This window comes from Bacillus sp. RE35, assembly GCF_052146655.1.
Classification (GTDB): Bacteria; Bacillota; Bacilli; order Bacillales; family Bacillaceae_G; genus Bacillus_A; species Bacillus_A cereus.
Map to the genome: position 1 here is coordinate 2,219,189 of NZ_CP197377.1, position 15,511 is coordinate 2,234,699.

A 15,511-nucleotide genomic window follows, 5' to 3' on the forward strand; every position below is an offset into this window, starting at 1 on the left:
TATCCCGCTATTTGCCGGGCAGTAAAACCCCCACTGATTAAAGTTTCACTTTATATTTTCAGTTTACTCGTACATATTTTCAAACTTCAACATAAAGGAGAATGGCTGTATGCAGATTGCTAAAGGGATAGAAATGTTACAACTTGAATTTCAAGAATTTGTTATTCATCCAATTCTTTTATGGGATGATGAAATGGCAGTATTAATAGATACGGGTTTCCCAGGACAAATTGAAGATATACAAGTAGAGATGGAAAAGGTTAGGGTATCATTTGATAAGTTAAAATTCGTGATTTTGACGCATCAGGATATTGATCATATAGGTAGTCTTCCGGAATTGTTGCAGCGCTGTCGAAGTAATATTAAAGTTTATGCGCACGAACTAGATAAGCCATATATCGAGGGGGATTTACCTTTATTGAAGGACGGAAATATAGAGAACCGACCAAAAGGAAAAGTGAGTGACACTGTGATTGACGGGCAAGAACTTCCGTATTGCGGTGGAATACTAATTCTCCATACTCCAGGGCATACTCCGGGGCATATTAGTTTATATTTGAAACAAAGTAAAATTCTTGTCGCTGGAGACTCGATGTATAGTGTGAATGGAGTGTTAGGAGGAGTTCATGCCCCAACAACTTTAAATATTATGGAAGCACGGCAGTCTTTGAAGAAGTATTTAAATCTAGATATTGAATCTGTAGTTTGTTACCATGGGGGATTAAGTAAGGGGAATATAAAGATTCAACTTCAAAATTTATAAAAGTCGAAGATAATAATTTTTAGATAATGGATGCTAAATTATAAAAAAACATGTTTGAAAAAAATTCAAACATGCTTTTTTATTAAAGGAAATCTGTTTAATATGAATGACCTAATCCGTTCCAATAAAAAGAAACGATTTCTTGTGCTAATTCATCTATATTTGCAAGAATAGGATTGTGATTTTCATCTTTAAAATTCCCAATAGATAATAAAGATACGAAAGCATGAGCCGCAAATTTAGCGTTTCCTTTCGGAATTTCTCCGATGTGCATAGCATTATCGAGTGCTTTTTCTAGTACTTCATACATATTATCTTCAGCATTTTTTAATTGTTTCAATTGTTCTTCAGATAACGACAGTTTTGCATCTTTCATAAAATTTTTCATATCAATATCCATCGTTGCGTGTAAGTAAACTTTAGCGAAGTCTAATAATCTTTCTTCTAAAGTTTTGTTTGTAGAGAGTATTTGAGACATATTCTCACGTATACGTACCATCATTTCGATCATAGTAGCGGTAAATAAATCGGCTTTTGTTGAATAGTAATAGTAGACAGTTGCTTTCGTAACACCACAAACTTTTGCGACCTCATCCATAGAAACGACTTGATAATTTTGTGTAAGAAATAAGCGGGTTGCTACTTCTAAAATGTTTTCTTTTGTAGATTTTGTATTTTTATTTTGACGCGGCCTTCCGAGAGGACGTTGTTTTTGTTCCAAATACATTCGCTCCTGACATTTATGATTGAGATAATTATAACATAATTTTCAATCATTCTTGATTAATTAACCGACCAGTATATATAATTAATAATGGAGGAAAAAAGGAAGGTGGGTTTTTATGAAAAAGCACCCGTTACATATGTTAGGGAGGCTTGTAGCAGGGAGAAATACGCAGTGGATCACTTTATCGGTGTGGGTTCTTATTACATTATTACTTTCATTTACGTTACCACAAGTAAACAGTACGAAAGAACCGAATCCGAAAAATTTACCTGAAACAGCTATGTCACAGCAAGCGGAAGCGCTTATGAAAAAAGAGTTTCCGAATAATGCAGGGAATCCTTTGCTAGTAGTATGGTATAGAGATGGTGGATTACAGTCACAGGATTATAAACTCATACAAGATGTTTATAAAGAGTTAAAATCTAGTCCTTTAAAAGAACAATCAACGTTACCACCATTTGATACAATTCCAGAGCAAGTATTATCAAAAAGTGCGTCAAAAGATGGTACATCATTTGTTACACCGGTATTTTTTAATAAATCTGCTGGTACGGATATATTAAAAGGAAATCTTGAAGAGTTTAGAAAAATAGTGAATAGTAAGGTGGATGAAGATCCATTTAAACAAAAAATAAGTGAATCTGGTTTACATGTTCGATTATCAGGACCTGTAGGTATTCAAACGGATGCAGTTAGTTTATTTAGTCAAGCAGATGTGAAATTGTTAGTGGCTACTGTACTACTAGTGTTAGTTTTGTTAATTTTACTGTATCGTTCACCAATTTTAGCGATTTTACCTATACTTGTTGTTGGCTTTGCATACGGTATTATTAGTCCTACACTCGGTTTTTTAGCTGATCACGGATGGATTAAAGTAGATGCCCAAGCGATATCAATTATGACAGTATTATTGTTTGGCGCTGGAACGGACTATTGTCTATTTTTAATTTCGAGATATAGAGAGTACTTGTTAGAAGAAGAAAGTAAATATAAAGCATTGCAACTTGCGATTAAAGCATCTGGCGGTGCAATAATAATGAGTGCGTTAACTGTTGTACTTGGATTAGGAACATTACTACTTGCTCATTATGGTGCCTTTCATCGATTTGCAGTACCATTTAGTGTTGCTGTATTTATAATGGGAATCGCGGCTTTAACGATTTTACCAGCACTATTATTAATTTTCGGTAGAATTGCATTTTTCCCGTTTATACCGAGAACAAATTCAATGAATGAGGAGTTTGCAAGAAAGAAAAAGAGGGCTGTAAAAGTTAAAAAATCAAAAGGCTCCTTTAGTAAAAAACTTGGAGATATTGTAGTACGAAGACCATGGACAATAATTATGCTAACTGTATTTGTATTAGGCGGATTGGCTTCATTCGTACCACGTATTCAATACACATATGACTTATTAGAGTCGTTTCCAAAGGATATGCCTTCTCGTGAAGGGTTTACGTTAATTAGTGATCATTTCTCAGCTGGTGAACTAGCACCAATAAAAGTTGTTGTTGATACGAAAGGCAAAGAGCTTCCTATTAAACAAGAACTAGAGAAATTTTCTTTCGTAAATACAGTGAAAGAGCCAAAAGAGGGAAAAGAAAATAAGCAAATACAAATGTATGAAGTTTCTTTAGCGGAAAATCCATACGCAATTGAAGCATTAGATCAAATTCCTAAATTGAAAAACAGTGTGGAAAAAGTATTAAAAGATGCTGGGATTAGTAATGCTGAAGAGCAATTGTGGATTGGTGGAGAAACAGCTTCATTATATGATACAAAGCAAATTACGGAACGTGATGAATCAGTAATTATTCCAGTAATGATTAGCATTATCGCTTTACTATTACTTGTCTATTTACGATCGGTTGTTGCAATGGTTTATTTAATTGTAACTGTTGTCTTATCATTCTTCTCAGCGTTAGGAGCAGGATGGGTATTACTTCATTACGGTATGGGAGCGCCGGCCATTCAAGGTGCGATACCGTTGTACGCATTCGTATTTTTAGTTGCTTTAGGTGAAGATTATAATATTTTTATGGTTTCAGAAATATGGAAAAACAGAAAGACACAAAATCACTTGGATGCAGTAAAAAATGGTGTAATACAAACAGGTAGTGTTATTACATCGGCAGGTTTAATTTTAGCAGGAACTTTTGCAGTGTTAGGTACACTTCCAATTCAAGTATTAGTTCAATTTGGCATTGTAACTGCAATTGGCGTATTACTAGATACGTTTATCGTAAGACCGTTACTTGTACCCGCGATTACAGTAGTTTTAGGCCGATTTGCTTTTTGGCCAGGTAAACTTTCAAGAAAGAGTGAAGAAATACAAAAGGTGGATGCATAGTTAAAAAAGCCAAGGATATTTTCCTTGGCTTTTTTCAATGTAGTTAATTAATTTTTTGAAGTCAAACCATCAGCTGCAGCGTGATCAGCATCTTCAATTGTTGTTTCGGGCATCCCGTATAAGCCGTTCATTGCTTGTTCTTCGATAGTAAGATTTGCAGTATTATTATTTTGAATAGATGTAGTGTTTTCAGTAACATTTTCTTTTTTATTCATATTTTTGTTATTCATGTATGTATCCTCCAAATTTCATTTGATTTATCTATAGTATGTGGATGGATTTCCAGAAATATGTGAATTGATTCTTACATATGTTATATAATTAAATGAATAATTAGGGTGAGTTGTAAACTGTTAGGAGTGAACAAGTATGGTAAGAGCAAGGGAATTAGCCTTCTAAAATAAAAAGAAAATTTTAGGAGGCTATTAGAATGAAGTTTCATGTAATTGATAGAGAAGATTGGAATAGAGAGCGGTATTTTGAGCATTATTTTAAGTTGAAATGTACATTTAGTATGACTGTGAATGTTGATATCACGATGTTATTAGGGGAAGTATATCAAAAGGGAATAAAATTTTATCCCGTTTTTATATATTTAATTTCTAGAGTAGTAAATAATCATAAAAAATTTCGAACATGTTTTAACGATGAAGGAGTTGTAGGCTATTGGGAGGAAATGATACCGAGTTATACAATCTTTCATAAAGATGATAAGTCTTTTTCAAGTATATGGACGGATTATTCAAGTGATTTCCGCACTTTTTATAATAATTATGAAGACGATATGAGATGCTATGCTAGTGTTCATGGTCTTTTCACGAAAGAAAATATTCCGCCTAATGTATTTCCGATTTCTAGCATACCTTGGACTAGTTTTACTGGATTTAATCTTAATATTAATAATGATGAAAATTTTCTATTGCCAATTATAACTTGTGGGAAATATTTTAACGATGGAAACAAGGTTATGCTACCAGTTTCATTACAAGTACATCATTCGGTTTGTGATGGATATGATGCGAGTCAATTTATAGAAGATTTACAGCAGTTAAGTAATACTTGCAACGAGTGGCTTAAGTAATATCTAATTTTTAATTATATAAAGTGAAACTTTAATCAGTGGGGTGTCAGCCCCCGCTGATTATTAGCCCGACCCCCACCTAACTTCTTTGCTTTCGCTGAATTTTGAGGTGGGGGTCCTACTGCCCGGCAAATAGCGGGATAAAATTGAAAATGAATAAAAGAAGAGAACATGTTTATATTACATGGTCTCTTTTTATTATTCATTAATATTAAGTAATCGTGGAAAATATAGGGTGATTTGTAGTTTAATAGTAAAGAGGGTGATTAGTGTTAATTTTCTTTGTTTTTTTAAAAAAAAGGATATAAATGTTTTAATAGGGGGTAATAAAGTGAATTGATAATTATGCCATTCACAAAAATGGTTGGTTTGTAATAATGAAGGGGAAAACGAAAATGACGAAAATATCTATAGAAAAAGCTACAATTTTAGATGCTGAGAAATTAACAGAAATAATGAAAAGAACATTTGATGCAGAAGCAAAACAATGGCTATATGGCCAAGATGATGTCATTGATTATAACATTCAACCGCCAGGATATTCTTCAGTTGAAATGATGGAATATTCCATTGAAGAATTGGATTCTTTCAAAGTTGTAATGGATAAAGAAATAATCGGAGGGATAATAGTTACGATTTCTGGTAAGTCGTACGGTCGAATTGATCGTATTTTTGTAGATCCTGTTTATCAAGGAAAAGGAATTGGATCACATGTTATGAAATTAATAGAAAAGGAATATCCGAACATAAAGATTTGGGATCTCGAAACATCTAGTAGACAAATTAACAATCATCACTTTTATAAAAAGATGGGTTACCAAATGATTTTTGAATCGGAAGATGAGTATTGTTACGTGAAAAGAATAAAAACAAGCTCAAACAAAGCGAGTGTAGTTACAAATAAAGATATGAAAAATAGTCAATACGAAAACTGTAATTTAGCAAATACAGAGTATTATCAAGTGAATTTAAAAAACAGTTCATTTGTTGGTAGCAATATAATGAATATGAATATGAGTAATTGTAATGTAAGTCAATCCAAGTTTAGAAATATAAATTTTAGATGGTCATCATATGCAGATTTAAATCTTTCTGGTAGTAAATTTAATTTGGTGACTTTAGGTGGAGTGCAATTTAAAAATACAAGTCTTGGAGATGAGAAGGAACCTATTGTATTCGATAAATGTGATTTGGAATGTAGCACTATAAGTAATAGTAATCTGAAAAATATTGAAATAGAAAATTGTGATATAGTCGGCATGAAACTAAATGGTATTTTGATTGAAAATTTGCTTGATTTATATAACAAGGTGAAAAGTTAATCAAATCCATATCCATATAGTCTTTAATCTTTTTGGAAATTAAGTATTATATCGAAATAATTATGTAAAAATGACATAAAGAAATCCGGGCGAGAAGGTCATTCGTGAACGTTTCTAGAATAACACACAAATATATTGTTATTTATATGGAGGAGAGAAAGATGGGAATCAACGTTAGAGCAGTAGAAATACAAGATGCTAGAGCAATTCATCGTATATGTATACAGGATGACGTTTTACCGTATATGGTTTTCTTACCTAGCATGCGTGTAGAGGCTATGGAAAATAGAATTCGAAATTTAGCACCAAATCAATTTGAATTTGTTGCAGAATATGATGGAGAAGTTGTTGGGTTTGTAGGTTTAACACAAAGTCCGGGCCGAAGATCTCATTCAGGCGATTTATTCATTGGGGTAGACAGTGAATATCATAATAAAGGAATTGGGAGAGCACTTCTTACGAAGATGCTTGATTTGGCTGATAATTGGTTAATGTTAGAGAGAGTAGAACTAGGTGTATTAGAAACGAATCCAAAAGCAAAAGCTTTATATGAAAAATTTGGATTTGTAGAAGAGGGAGTAAAGATAGGGAATTTGAAAGCTCATGGAAAGTTTATTAATGAAATTATGATGAGTCGTTTTAGACCGAATGGTTTAATTGTACATAATGAATAGTTAAAAGCATGACAGTATACTGTCATGCTTTTTTATTAGAACTTGGCTGCAATAAAAATAATGCTAAACCAATAAAAATAACGGTAATTCCTAGTCCTTGTTGTAAAGAAATGGTCTCATGTAATATAAAGTACGCTAGTATACAAGTGCCAATTGTTTCACCTAAAATACTCATTGAAATTACAGTAGCACTCATCCATTTTAATAACCAATTAAAAATGGTTTGTCCTAAAATTGTAGCAATGAAAGCTAATCCAATAAAGCACAACCAAGTTTGTGTAGAGTAATGGATGAAAGATTCTTGTTGCGTGAAAGCAAATATGCCAAGAAAGCCAGCACTACTTCCATAACTAATTACTGAATAGGGTATAAGTGACAAATCTTTACGAACGTGTTGGCTAATGAAAAAATAAGCAGTAATGATACCGGCAGCAATAAATGCTAAAATATCTCCATATAAAGCTTCTCCACTAATTTGGAAATCTTTCCAGCCAATGATGATACTACCTGAAATAGCGATGAGGAAACCAATAACCGCTCCTTTCGTAAATCTTTCCTTAAATAAAAAATAACCACCAATCATTGAGAACAAAGGTTGTAACGTTACGATAACTGTAGAGCTTGCTACAGAAGTATATTGTAATGATTCAAACCATAGTACATAATGTGCAGCTAAAAATAGCCCAGATATGAATCCGAATGTCCATTGTTTTTTCGTTAAAGTTTTTAGCTCATTTCGACTATTTTTATTAAATAGTAATAACGGTAACAGGATCAGTGTGGCAAAGAATAATCGGTAAAAAGCAATGATTGTCGCAGGAGCATCTGCCAATTTTACAAAAATTGCTGAAGTTGATAAGGCGAATACACCAAAAAATAAGATGAAATATGAAAGAATAGGTGATTTCAAAGTTTGTCCCTCCTATAGAATGTTTATTATAATAAACTTAATACGATATAATGTACAAAGGTAAGTATATAAGTCCCGGAGATAATAGGAAAGGATTATTTGCCTTTGTTTAGTATGTCAGCACAAAGACAATGAAATATGCATTATGATGGATGAAAGGAAGTTTTACTATGATACATGATAGGCTTGGACAAACAGTATTAAGTTATCGTAAGAAAAATAATATGACAATTCGTGAATTCGCTGATTATGCAGGAATTAGTACATCACTAATTAGCCAAATTGAAAGAGGACATGCTAATCCTTCTTTAAATGTTTTGGAGTTAATTGCAAAAGCATTAAATGTACCGCTGTTTACACTTTTTATTAATGATATCGATACAGATTCGCTCATTTCTAAGAAAAAAGATCGAAAAAAAGTATATCGGGAAAACAATGATCACATTGTATATGATGTATTAACACCTGATTTTATGAAAGCACGTATTGAAATGTTAATGATGGATTTAAATAAACGAGCAAACACAACAGAAAGCCATTATTCCCATGAAGATAAGGAAGAGATTGCTGTTATTATGAAAGGGGAAGTGTATGTGGAATTGGAGGGAAAAGAATATTATTTAGAAGAAGGCGATGTTGTACGTATTCCACCGAATGTGAAGCATCGATTTTTGAATAAAAGTGATGAATCGAATCACATTTTATTTGTACTGACACCATCTTTAGGATGAAAATATAGTGATTTTTAATAGGGGAGAAAGAAAATGGAAAAAAGTATTTTGAAAGGCGGTCTTTCAATTATTTCTCAATGTAAAAAAGAAACAAATGATATTTGGCATGCACATTTTGGAGCAGCTGCAATTGCTAGTTATTTTTTTATGAAAGATAATAATATTGATGAAGAAACAGCTCGTAATATGTATTCGCAAACAAGGATGATGCTGAACAAGAAAAAAATTGGTGAGATGATTGATGATAAAAAAGAAATAGATTTTAAAATTGCGGAAAATATGATTATAAAATCTTTAGAACAAACGATTGATGAGCTTCATTGGGTGGGGCATAACGTCATTTATGCGTCATTAAGTTTATTAGCTATGAAAGAGCTACAAAAATGGGGTGATAATCAAGCAATTGAAGGGATTACTACTCTTATTTTATCATTTCGAAAAACAATTCCAGGTAGATCGTGGATTGGTTATACGACGAAAGAAGTAAAACAATTAAGTTTTGAAGAGGAGATACAAAGTGAATTGAGTAATCCAACACAAGTATCTCAGTTCATTTTAAATGAGTTATCGAAATTTAATAGTATTTATCGAGCGGAATCACATCATGATTTAATTGGGCATTTGCTTACATACTCCCACGCAATTAATATAATGTACGATTTAGGACATATAGATATATTTCAACGAGGGATACGTCCGCTGTTAAAACTAGTATACGTACTAAGAGCTAGCCAAAAGCTCAAGCTGAATACGGAAGTAACTTTACACTCACCTATAGATCGATTACCTTTAATTCAATCTAAACGTGCAAATATTTTACCAACTGAAAATATATTTTGGATAAAAGACTATAGTGAATTCGATTGGGATTTTGGTCATGTATTTAAATTCTCATATAGTTATTTTAATCATATACAGAGAGCTCCAAATTATAAAGATATCACATTAGAAAAATTCCGTTATGTTATTCATTCTTAATGAACGTTAATGATCTGTAAAAGGATGTTTAATCTAGTTTCTTTTTTTGTTAGTAGTATATTATTTTTTCAAATATGTAAGATTTTACATGCGTATTTTACTTTTACTAATTATGTAAGTAGGCTATACTGAAATACATACATTTTATTTTTGGAGAGATGTAAAACGACATGGAACTAGCGAAATTGGAAAAAGTAATTGAAATAAAAAAAGAAGAACTTTTATATTTAGTATCGGATTATGGAATTCAACATGAAAAAGTATTGGCATTGAGTCAAGAACTAGACAAATTAATCAATTACTTTATGTTTTTAAAATAAAGAGAACTATGACGGGGTTTGTAAATGTTATAGTTCTTTTTTATTAGGTAATTTGAAAATATATTAAAATATATTGTCTAATTTCTTACAGAATGCGCAACTTGCTAGTCGAATATAAGGACTTTTGGTTATAATAAAAAGGAATTATTAATTGTATCGGTTAGGAGCGCAGCACATATGAAAACAGTTGTTGTTATCGGTGGAGGTATAACGGGACTTTCTACTATGTTTTATTTAGAAAAATTAAAAAAGGATTATAATATCGATTTAAATTTAATTCTTATTGAGAAAGAAGAGTATTTAGGTGGTAAAATCCATAGTGTGGAAGAAAAGGATTTCATTATGGAGTCAGGAGCGGATTCAATCGTTGCTCGTAATGAACACGTTATGCCACTTGTAAAAGATTTAAATTTAGAAAATGAAATGGTATATAATGAAACGGGTATTTCTTACATATATTCTGAAAACATGTTACATCCGATTCCTTCTGATACTATATTTGGGATACCGATGAGCGCCCAGTCGTTGTTTAGCAGTACGCTAGTCTCAACGAAGGGGAAAATCGTAGCTTTAAAAGATTTCATAACGAAAAATAAAGAGTTTACGAAAGATACATCACTTGCTCTATTTTTAGAAAGCTTTTTAGGGAAAGAGTTAGTGGAAAGACAAATTGCTCCTGTGCTTTCAGGCGTATATTCTGGTAAATTGAATGAGCTTACAATGGCATCTACATTACCGTATTTACTGGATTATAAAAATAAGTATGGAAGTATTATTAAAGGTTTTGAAGAGAATAAAAAACAATTTCAATCAGCAGGAAATAAAAAATTCGTATCATTTAAGGGTGGACTATCTACGATAATTAATCGCTTAGAAGAAGTGCTGACTGAAACTGTCGTAAAAAAAGGTGCTATAACGACGGCTGTAAGTAAACAAGAAGATCGATATGAGATTTCTTTTGCAAATCATGAAACAATACAAGCAGATTATGTTGTTTTAGCAGCTCCACATGATATAGCGCAAACTTTATTACAGTCTAATGAGTTAAATGAGCAGTTTAATACATTTAAAAACTCATCTCTTATTAGTATTTATTTAGGATTTGACATACTAGATGAACAACTACCAGCTGACGGTACGGGGTTTATTGTAACGGAAAACAGTGATTTACATTGTGATGCTTGTACATGGACAAGTCGAAAGTGGAAACATACATCGGGTAAACAAAAATTATTAGTTAGAATGTTTTATAAGAGTACCAATCCGGTATATGAAACAATCAAGGATTACAATGAAGAAGAATTAGTACGAGTCGCTTTATATGATATTGAAAAGAGTCTCGGAATTAAAGGTGAACCAGAAGTAGTTGAAGTTACAAATTGGAAAGATTTAATGCCGAAATATCATTTAGAACATAATGAAGCGGTTCAAGCATTACAAGAAAAAATGATGAATCTTTATCCAAATGTATATTTAGCTGGTGCCTCATATTATGGTGTTGGAATTGGTGCGTGTATTGGAAATGGAAAGAATATAGCCAATGAAATAATGGATACATTAAATAAATAATACTGTAGAATAAATAAAAACTGTCCCTTCAGCAAAATGGAGGAACAGTTTTTATTTATTTTATTTGAATGGAAATTGTATTGTTTTTTACATTGTTTTCTTTTATTGTTAATATTATTTCTCCAGACTCTTTAAATGAATACGGTGATAGTTGATAAATATCTTTTATATCAAGTTTTTCTTGTAATTTATTTACCGGTATTGATACGATATTTGGCTTCCATGTTTCTTGTTTTCCTGAAGGATATTCTATAAGTATTACCGGATTTTTTAACTGCATTTTTTTCCAAGAGACGAAATATAGTTGTACTTCTGTATCTTTTTTTAATAATTCTTCGGAGAAATAACCGAATTCGCCTACATTACCGAAAACAGTATAGTTTTGATTTTTTAATTTAATATCTAAATAACTAGGTTGATATGTTACTGCATGATAAGTTCCATATGAAAGTGAGAGTATGGCAGCGATTAAAATACCGATTGAAAATGTCTTAAAGCTATTGCCTTTAAAGCTAGTCATCATGAATGAGTTTGGTGTGAATTTTTTTGCGAATAAAAAAATAAGTAATATGAGTAAGAGGGATAAGCCGATGAATATATACATAGATTTTTACACCTCCATAGCGTAAAATGGATTAACTATATTTTACCATAAATGTATGGGTTAGGGTGGTTGTTTAGAAGGAAAAAATGAAGGAACAAATTCTTTACAGTTCTTTATAATTTAAAATTTGATTTATGGAAATTATAGCGTCATGTTTGAGTCGCAATCAGAAGGTATCCAATTCGTGTATATAGAATAAAGAGGGAATGCGCCATTAGAAATGTTTGACTTATGGAACAATAAGGACTTTACTAATTATACATATTTTTTCTGATATAATGAATGAGTAGAGAGAAAGGAGTGATCCTATGGCATTTCCTATATTAGAAACAGAACGCTTACGTTTAGTTGAAATAGAACAATCTTATTGTCAAAAAATATATGAAATCTTTTCATTGGATGAAGTGACGTGTTATTACGGTATGAATTCTTTTACGGAGTTTGGACAAGCTTCACGTATGATCGAATCTTTTTCAAAAAATTACTTTGAGAAAAAGGCAATACGATGGGGAATTGTGTTAAAAGAAACGAACGTTTTAATAGGAACAATTGGACTAAACAATTTACAATTATGGAGTAAACGATCTGAGATTGGATATGATCTGCATCCTCGTTATTGGGGAAATGGTTACGCTTCGGAAGCAGCTCGAGAAATTATTGATTATGGATTTAAAGATTTAGGTTTGTTTAGAATTGGAGCTATTACATATCCTGAAAATGATACTTCTTGTAGAATGTTATCTAAAATTGGCTTCCAAAAGGAAGGTCTATTGCGTGGATATATTCATCAAGGAAATAAGCAACACGATGCATTATTGTATTCTATAGTACGAACTGATATTGAGAACATAAATTTATAATAAAAAAAACCTCTTAATTAAAAGAGGTTTTTTTATTATAAATTAACCTAATTTAGGTAATAAACGTTCTCCGCTTTTCATGCTACTTTTACATAAAGGGCATTTAGGCTCTTCTTCAAATGAAAAGTTCTTTCTCATCCATCCTAAACAATCCTCTGATTCACATTCCCAAACAGGGGTTTGTTCTGGTGGTACTTCTGCTACATCGTTCTTTCGATTGCGATACATGTAACCACTCCTTTTATGTAAAAAATTTTAGTTATATATTAAAAAGGTTGTTAACCTTGCTGGTAACAACCTTTTTATTGTTTGAATTATAGCTTTACAACGTTTTTAGCTTGAGGTCCGCGGTTACCTTCTTCAACTTCGAAACTAACTTCTTGACCTTCGTCAAGAGACTTGAAGCCGTCGCCAGTGATAGCTGAGAAGTGAACGAATACATCGTTACCGTCTGCAACTTCGATGAAACCGAAACCTTTTTCGCTGTTAAACCATTTTACTTTACCTGTTAATGTCATGGTAATGCCTCCTAAAAGTAGAAAAATTACAATATGATCGGCCTTATTTGAATGAAAATAAAAGTTCACATATTATCAAAAACCCATAAGGAATACAAAATGTCCTGATTGATACTTGATAATATGCAAAGAAAATATAGTGTTAAATTGACCTTAATTACTATCTTACAACAAATGGTTGGAAATAGCAAGTGCTGGTAATACCACTGAGTAATCTGGGTGATAATAGTAAAGGCACAAAGGCACCTCTTTTATTTATATATTATTCCTAATTTGGATTTATGCAAAATCATGTAAGAAAAACTTAGAGTAAATATTAATATTGCATTTTTTATGGTAAAATATGGTTGTTAACTGTTAGTAGTTAAATATTATAAAAGGAGAAAAGAAAGTGAAAAATAATTCATTTATAATAATTGAAGCAGCAAAAGCAGGGAGAAAAAAGGTGCATCCAGTCTTTGCTGTAATATTAGCCATTATATTTTTGACTTTAGGCGAACTTTTTATGTTATTTATGTTATTTTTACCAAAAGCTGAAACGATATTCATGAAAGGTATTTATGACAATGTTAGAATGGTGTTAACGTTTGGCGGAGCTATATTTATTTTATTTATATGGGTTCGTTTTGTAGAAAAAAGACCTTTTTCATCCATTGGCTTTTGGAAAGAGAAATGGATGAGAAAGTATTTAAAAGGTGCGTTAATAGGGTTTGTATTTATTTCAACGCCAGTTATTCTACTATTATTAATGGGGAGTGTGAAATTGCAAGTACAACATATTACCTCAACAGTAATAGTAGGAATAGTAGGATCTCTAGTTGCATTTTTAATACAAGGGGCAACGGAAGAAATTATTGTACGAGGTTGGTTATTCCCGGTTCTTTCTGTTAGAAGTCGTATATGGGTTGGAATAATTGTAACTTCATTTTTATTTGGATTTCTTCATCTACTTAATCCGGGAATTACAATATTATCTATATCGAATATAATATTAGTGGGTGTTTTCGCAGCTTTATACGTATTGAAAGAAGATGGTCTGTGGGGAATATGTGCATGGCACTCAATTTGGAACTGGGCTCAATATAATGTATATGGCTTTGCAGTTAGTGGCACAACTGTATATTCTACTCCAATTTTTAAGTCTATAACAAATGGACCAGAAACATTGCATGGAGGCACGTTCGGAATTGAAGGTAGTATCATTACAACAATCATGCTCACTATCGCTTCAATTGTTTTATGGAGAAAGTTATGGGGAAGAAAAGCGAAACAACGAAATTTTAGTTAATGAAAGAGGGGGAAACTATGGGGATAATAGCATTTGAGGGAGCAAGCGCTGTTGGTAAAAGTACCACGTGCCGTGAATTAGAAAAGAATTATGGTGCTTATATAATACCTGAAGTGAATTCTTTATTTGAAAGGCCAAAAAATGAACATAGAACATGGTATTTTGAAAAACAAGTTGAGCGCTGGAATATAGCTGTTCAGAAGTCAGAGCAATATGAATTAGTAATACTCGATGGGGATATATATCAACCACTTAGTTATAATTGGTGCTTTCATTTTGATATATTTAATCAGCCATTATCTTTAATAGAAAATTTTTATAAAGAAAAGATGATAAATAGGGAAATTGGTTTTCCGGATCAATATTTTTATTTATATACGAACGATGAAGAACTTAGAAAGCGGAAAGTATCTGATGAGACGAAAAGAAGAAGAAACTTTGAAAAACATTTACATATATCAAAATCGTTTCAGCGTTATTATGAAAATTTAAATACTGTTACAGATGGGTATTGTAAATTAATTGAGGCGAAAAGTGTAAGAAATAATGAATTAGAAATAGTGAGAAACTCAAAAAATTTGAATGTGTGTGAAGAAAGACGTTTTGATGTTTCGAGGTTAGATGCTATTACGAAGTGGTTAAAAGAAAATCGTGCATAAAGTAAAAACAACGAGTGTTGTAGAACGCGCTCGTTGTTTTTTTGTTTCTTTATAAATATAAAGGAAAAATTTGTAGAATATTTTCATTATTTAACAGAATAATCTTTCAATTTTAAAGAAAAAGAAATACAATATGAGGAAGTATATATAAATAATATGA

General features: G+C 31.8%; 18 protein-coding genes. 12 read left to right on the plus strand and 6 right to left on the minus strand.

Going from position 1 to position 15,511, the window contains the following annotated elements; translation table 11 throughout:
- Positions 1-109 precede the first annotated feature (109 nt).
- A complete protein-coding gene (locus ACTL4X_RS11540) occupies positions 110-763 on the plus strand; it encodes an MBL fold metallo-hydrolase (RefSeq protein WP_441395037.1) in 654 nt (217 codons plus the stop codon).
- A gap of 97 nt (positions 764-860) precedes the next feature.
- Here ACTL4X_RS11540 and ACTL4X_RS11545 read toward each other — a convergent pair whose 3' ends face one another.
- The gene (locus ACTL4X_RS11545) at positions 861-1,484 is read right to left on the minus strand and encodes a TetR/AcrR family transcriptional regulator (protein ID WP_000436013.1); all 624 of its coding nucleotides are present in this window, start codon (positions 1,482-1,484) and stop codon (positions 861-863) included.
- 121 nt (positions 1,485-1,605) lie between these two features.
- On the opposite strand from ACTL4X_RS11545, the gene ACTL4X_RS11550 reads away from it, so the two are divergent.
- The gene (locus ACTL4X_RS11550; RefSeq protein WP_098771715.1) at positions 1,606-3,837 is read left to right on the plus strand and encodes an MMPL family transporter; all 2,232 of its coding nucleotides are present in this window, start codon (positions 1,606-1,608) and stop codon (positions 3,835-3,837) included.
- A 47-nt stretch (positions 3,838-3,884) separates the two neighbouring features.
- Here ACTL4X_RS11550 and ACTL4X_RS11555 read toward each other — a convergent pair whose 3' ends face one another.
- Positions 3,885-4,067, minus strand: coding sequence for a DUF4021 domain-containing protein (locus tag ACTL4X_RS11555; protein WP_001060658.1), 183 nt, complete (start codon positions 4,065-4,067; stop codon positions 3,885-3,887).
- Positions 4,068-4,267: 200 nt separating this feature from the next.
- On the opposite strand from ACTL4X_RS11555, the gene catA reads away from it, so the two are divergent.
- The 3 genes from catA to ACTL4X_RS11570 all read left to right on the plus strand — a co-directional run bounded on the left by catA (position 4,268) and on the right by ACTL4X_RS11570 (position 6,914).
- Positions 4,268-4,918 (plus strand): type A chloramphenicol O-acetyltransferase, encoded by a 651-nt coding sequence (catA, locus tag ACTL4X_RS11560; protein ID WP_441395038.1) that lies wholly within the window; start codon positions 4,268-4,270, stop codon positions 4,916-4,918.
- Between the two features lie 377 nt (positions 4,919-5,295).
- Positions 5,296-6,240 (plus strand): GNAT family N-acetyltransferase, encoded by a 945-nt coding sequence (locus ACTL4X_RS11565; RefSeq protein ID WP_002025165.1) that lies wholly within the window; start codon positions 5,296-5,298, stop codon positions 6,238-6,240.
- A 161-nt stretch (positions 6,241-6,401) separates the two neighbouring features.
- Positions 6,402-6,914 (plus strand): GNAT family N-acetyltransferase, encoded by a 513-nt coding sequence (locus ACTL4X_RS11570; protein ID WP_000512619.1) that lies wholly within the window; start codon positions 6,402-6,404, stop codon positions 6,912-6,914.
- 22 nt (positions 6,915-6,936) lie between these two features.
- On the opposite strand, the gene ACTL4X_RS11575 is transcribed toward ACTL4X_RS11570, so the two are convergent.
- Positions 6,937-7,824 (minus strand): DMT family transporter, encoded by an 888-nt coding sequence (locus ACTL4X_RS11575; protein WP_441395039.1) that lies wholly within the window; start codon positions 7,822-7,824, stop codon positions 6,937-6,939.
- 170 nt (positions 7,825-7,994) lie between these two features.
- On the opposite strand from ACTL4X_RS11575, the gene ACTL4X_RS11580 reads away from it, so the two are divergent.
- The 4 genes from ACTL4X_RS11580 (at position 7,995) to ACTL4X_RS11595 (ending at position 11,422) form a co-directional block, all read left to right on the plus strand.
- A complete protein-coding gene (locus tag ACTL4X_RS11580) occupies positions 7,995-8,555 on the plus strand; it encodes a helix-turn-helix domain-containing protein (protein WP_000581032.1) in 561 nt (186 codons plus the stop codon).
- Between the two features lie 33 nt (positions 8,556-8,588).
- On the plus strand, positions 8,589-9,533 hold the full coding sequence (locus ACTL4X_RS11585) for a hypothetical protein (protein WP_000415695.1): 945 nt from the start codon (positions 8,589-8,591) through the stop codon (positions 9,531-9,533).
- Positions 9,534-9,703: 170 nt separating this feature from the next.
- Positions 9,704-9,853, plus strand: a complete 150-nt coding sequence (locus ACTL4X_RS11590) for an aspartyl-phosphate phosphatase Spo0E family protein (protein ID WP_000417698.1) — start codon at positions 9,704-9,706, stop codon at positions 9,851-9,853.
- Positions 9,854-10,030: 177 nt separating this feature from the next.
- A complete protein-coding gene (locus ACTL4X_RS11595) occupies positions 10,031-11,422 on the plus strand; it encodes a protoporphyrinogen oxidase (RefSeq protein WP_441395040.1) in 1,392 nt (463 codons plus the stop codon).
- A gap of 55 nt (positions 11,423-11,477) precedes the next feature.
- Here the strand turns inward: ACTL4X_RS11595 and ACTL4X_RS11600 are convergent, their stop codons facing one another.
- Positions 11,478-12,026, minus strand: a complete 549-nt coding sequence (locus ACTL4X_RS11600; protein WP_000275236.1) for a hypothetical protein — start codon at positions 12,024-12,026, stop codon at positions 11,478-11,480.
- 308 nt (positions 12,027-12,334) lie between these two features.
- Here ACTL4X_RS11600 and ACTL4X_RS11605 point away from each other — a divergent pair, with 308 nt between their 5' ends.
- Positions 12,335-12,886, plus strand: a complete 552-nt coding sequence (locus tag ACTL4X_RS11605) for a GNAT family N-acetyltransferase (RefSeq protein ID WP_000885397.1) — start codon at positions 12,335-12,337, stop codon at positions 12,884-12,886.
- A 42-nt stretch (positions 12,887-12,928) separates the two neighbouring features.
- Here ACTL4X_RS11605 and ACTL4X_RS11610 read toward each other — a convergent pair whose 3' ends face one another.
- Both ACTL4X_RS11610 and cspD read right to left on the minus strand, forming a co-directional pair.
- Positions 12,929-13,114, minus strand: coding sequence for a cold-shock protein (locus ACTL4X_RS11610; RefSeq protein WP_000286203.1), 186 nt, complete (start codon positions 13,112-13,114; stop codon positions 12,929-12,931).
- Positions 13,115-13,200: 86 nt separating this feature from the next.
- A complete protein-coding gene (gene cspD, locus ACTL4X_RS11615) occupies positions 13,201-13,404 on the minus strand; it encodes a cold-shock protein CspD (protein WP_000176366.1) in 204 nt (67 codons plus the stop codon).
- Between the two features lie 391 nt (positions 13,405-13,795).
- On the opposite strand from cspD, the gene ACTL4X_RS11620 reads away from it, so the two are divergent.
- Together ACTL4X_RS11620 and ACTL4X_RS11625 are read left to right on the plus strand one after the other, a co-directional pair.
- Entirely contained in the window at positions 13,796-14,692 is an 897-nt protein-coding gene (locus ACTL4X_RS11620) for a CPBP family intramembrane glutamic endopeptidase (RefSeq protein WP_000794822.1), read from the plus strand.
- Positions 14,692-15,351, plus strand: a complete 660-nt coding sequence (locus ACTL4X_RS11625; RefSeq protein WP_119683340.1) for an AAA family ATPase — start codon at positions 14,692-14,694, stop codon at positions 15,349-15,351. The genes ACTL4X_RS11620 and ACTL4X_RS11625 overlap by 1 nt, the downstream gene beginning before the upstream one ends.
- Positions 15,352-15,511 lie beyond the last annotated feature (160 nt).

Coding starts and splice junctions, on each gene's coding strand:
- ACTL4X_RS11540 (WP_441395037.1), top strand. CDS start 110: ATGCAGATTGCTAAAGGGATAGAAATGTTACAACTTGAATTTCAAGAA.
- ACTL4X_RS11550 (WP_098771715.1), top strand. CDS start 1,606: ATGAAAAAGCACCCGTTACATATGTTAGGGAGGCTTGTAGCAGGGAGA.
- ACTL4X_RS11555 (WP_001060658.1), bottom strand. CDS start 4,067: ATGAATAACAAAAATATGAATAAAAAAGAAAATGTTACTGAAAACACT.
- catA (WP_441395038.1), top strand. CDS start 4,268: ATGAAGTTTCATGTAATTGATAGAGAAGATTGGAATAGAGAGCGGTAT.
- ACTL4X_RS11565 (WP_002025165.1), top strand. CDS start 5,296: ATGAAGGGGAAAACGAAAATGACGAAAATATCTATAGAAAAAGCTACA.
- ACTL4X_RS11570 (WP_000512619.1), top strand. CDS start 6,402: ATGGGAATCAACGTTAGAGCAGTAGAAATACAAGATGCTAGAGCAATT.
- ACTL4X_RS11580 (WP_000581032.1), top strand. CDS start 7,995: ATGATACATGATAGGCTTGGACAAACAGTATTAAGTTATCGTAAGAAA.
- ACTL4X_RS11585 (WP_000415695.1), top strand. CDS start 8,589: ATGGAAAAAAGTATTTTGAAAGGCGGTCTTTCAATTATTTCTCAATGT.
- ACTL4X_RS11590 (WP_000417698.1), top strand. CDS start 9,704: ATGGAACTAGCGAAATTGGAAAAAGTAATTGAAATAAAAAAAGAAGAA.
- ACTL4X_RS11595 (WP_441395040.1), top strand. CDS start 10,031: ATGAAAACAGTTGTTGTTATCGGTGGAGGTATAACGGGACTTTCTACT.
- ACTL4X_RS11600 (WP_000275236.1), bottom strand. CDS start 12,026: ATGTATATATTCATCGGCTTATCCCTCTTACTCATATTACTTATTTTT.
- ACTL4X_RS11605 (WP_000885397.1), top strand. CDS start 12,335: ATGGCATTTCCTATATTAGAAACAGAACGCTTACGTTTAGTTGAAATA.
- ACTL4X_RS11610 (WP_000286203.1), bottom strand. CDS start 13,114: ATGTATCGCAATCGAAAGAACGATGTAGCAGAAGTACCACCAGAACAA.
- cspD (WP_000176366.1), bottom strand. CDS start 13,404: ATGACATTAACAGGTAAAGTAAAATGGTTTAACAGCGAAAAAGGTTTC.
- ACTL4X_RS11625 (WP_119683340.1), top strand. CDS start 14,692: ATGAAAGAGGGGGAAACTATGGGGATAATAGCATTTGAGGGAGCAAGC.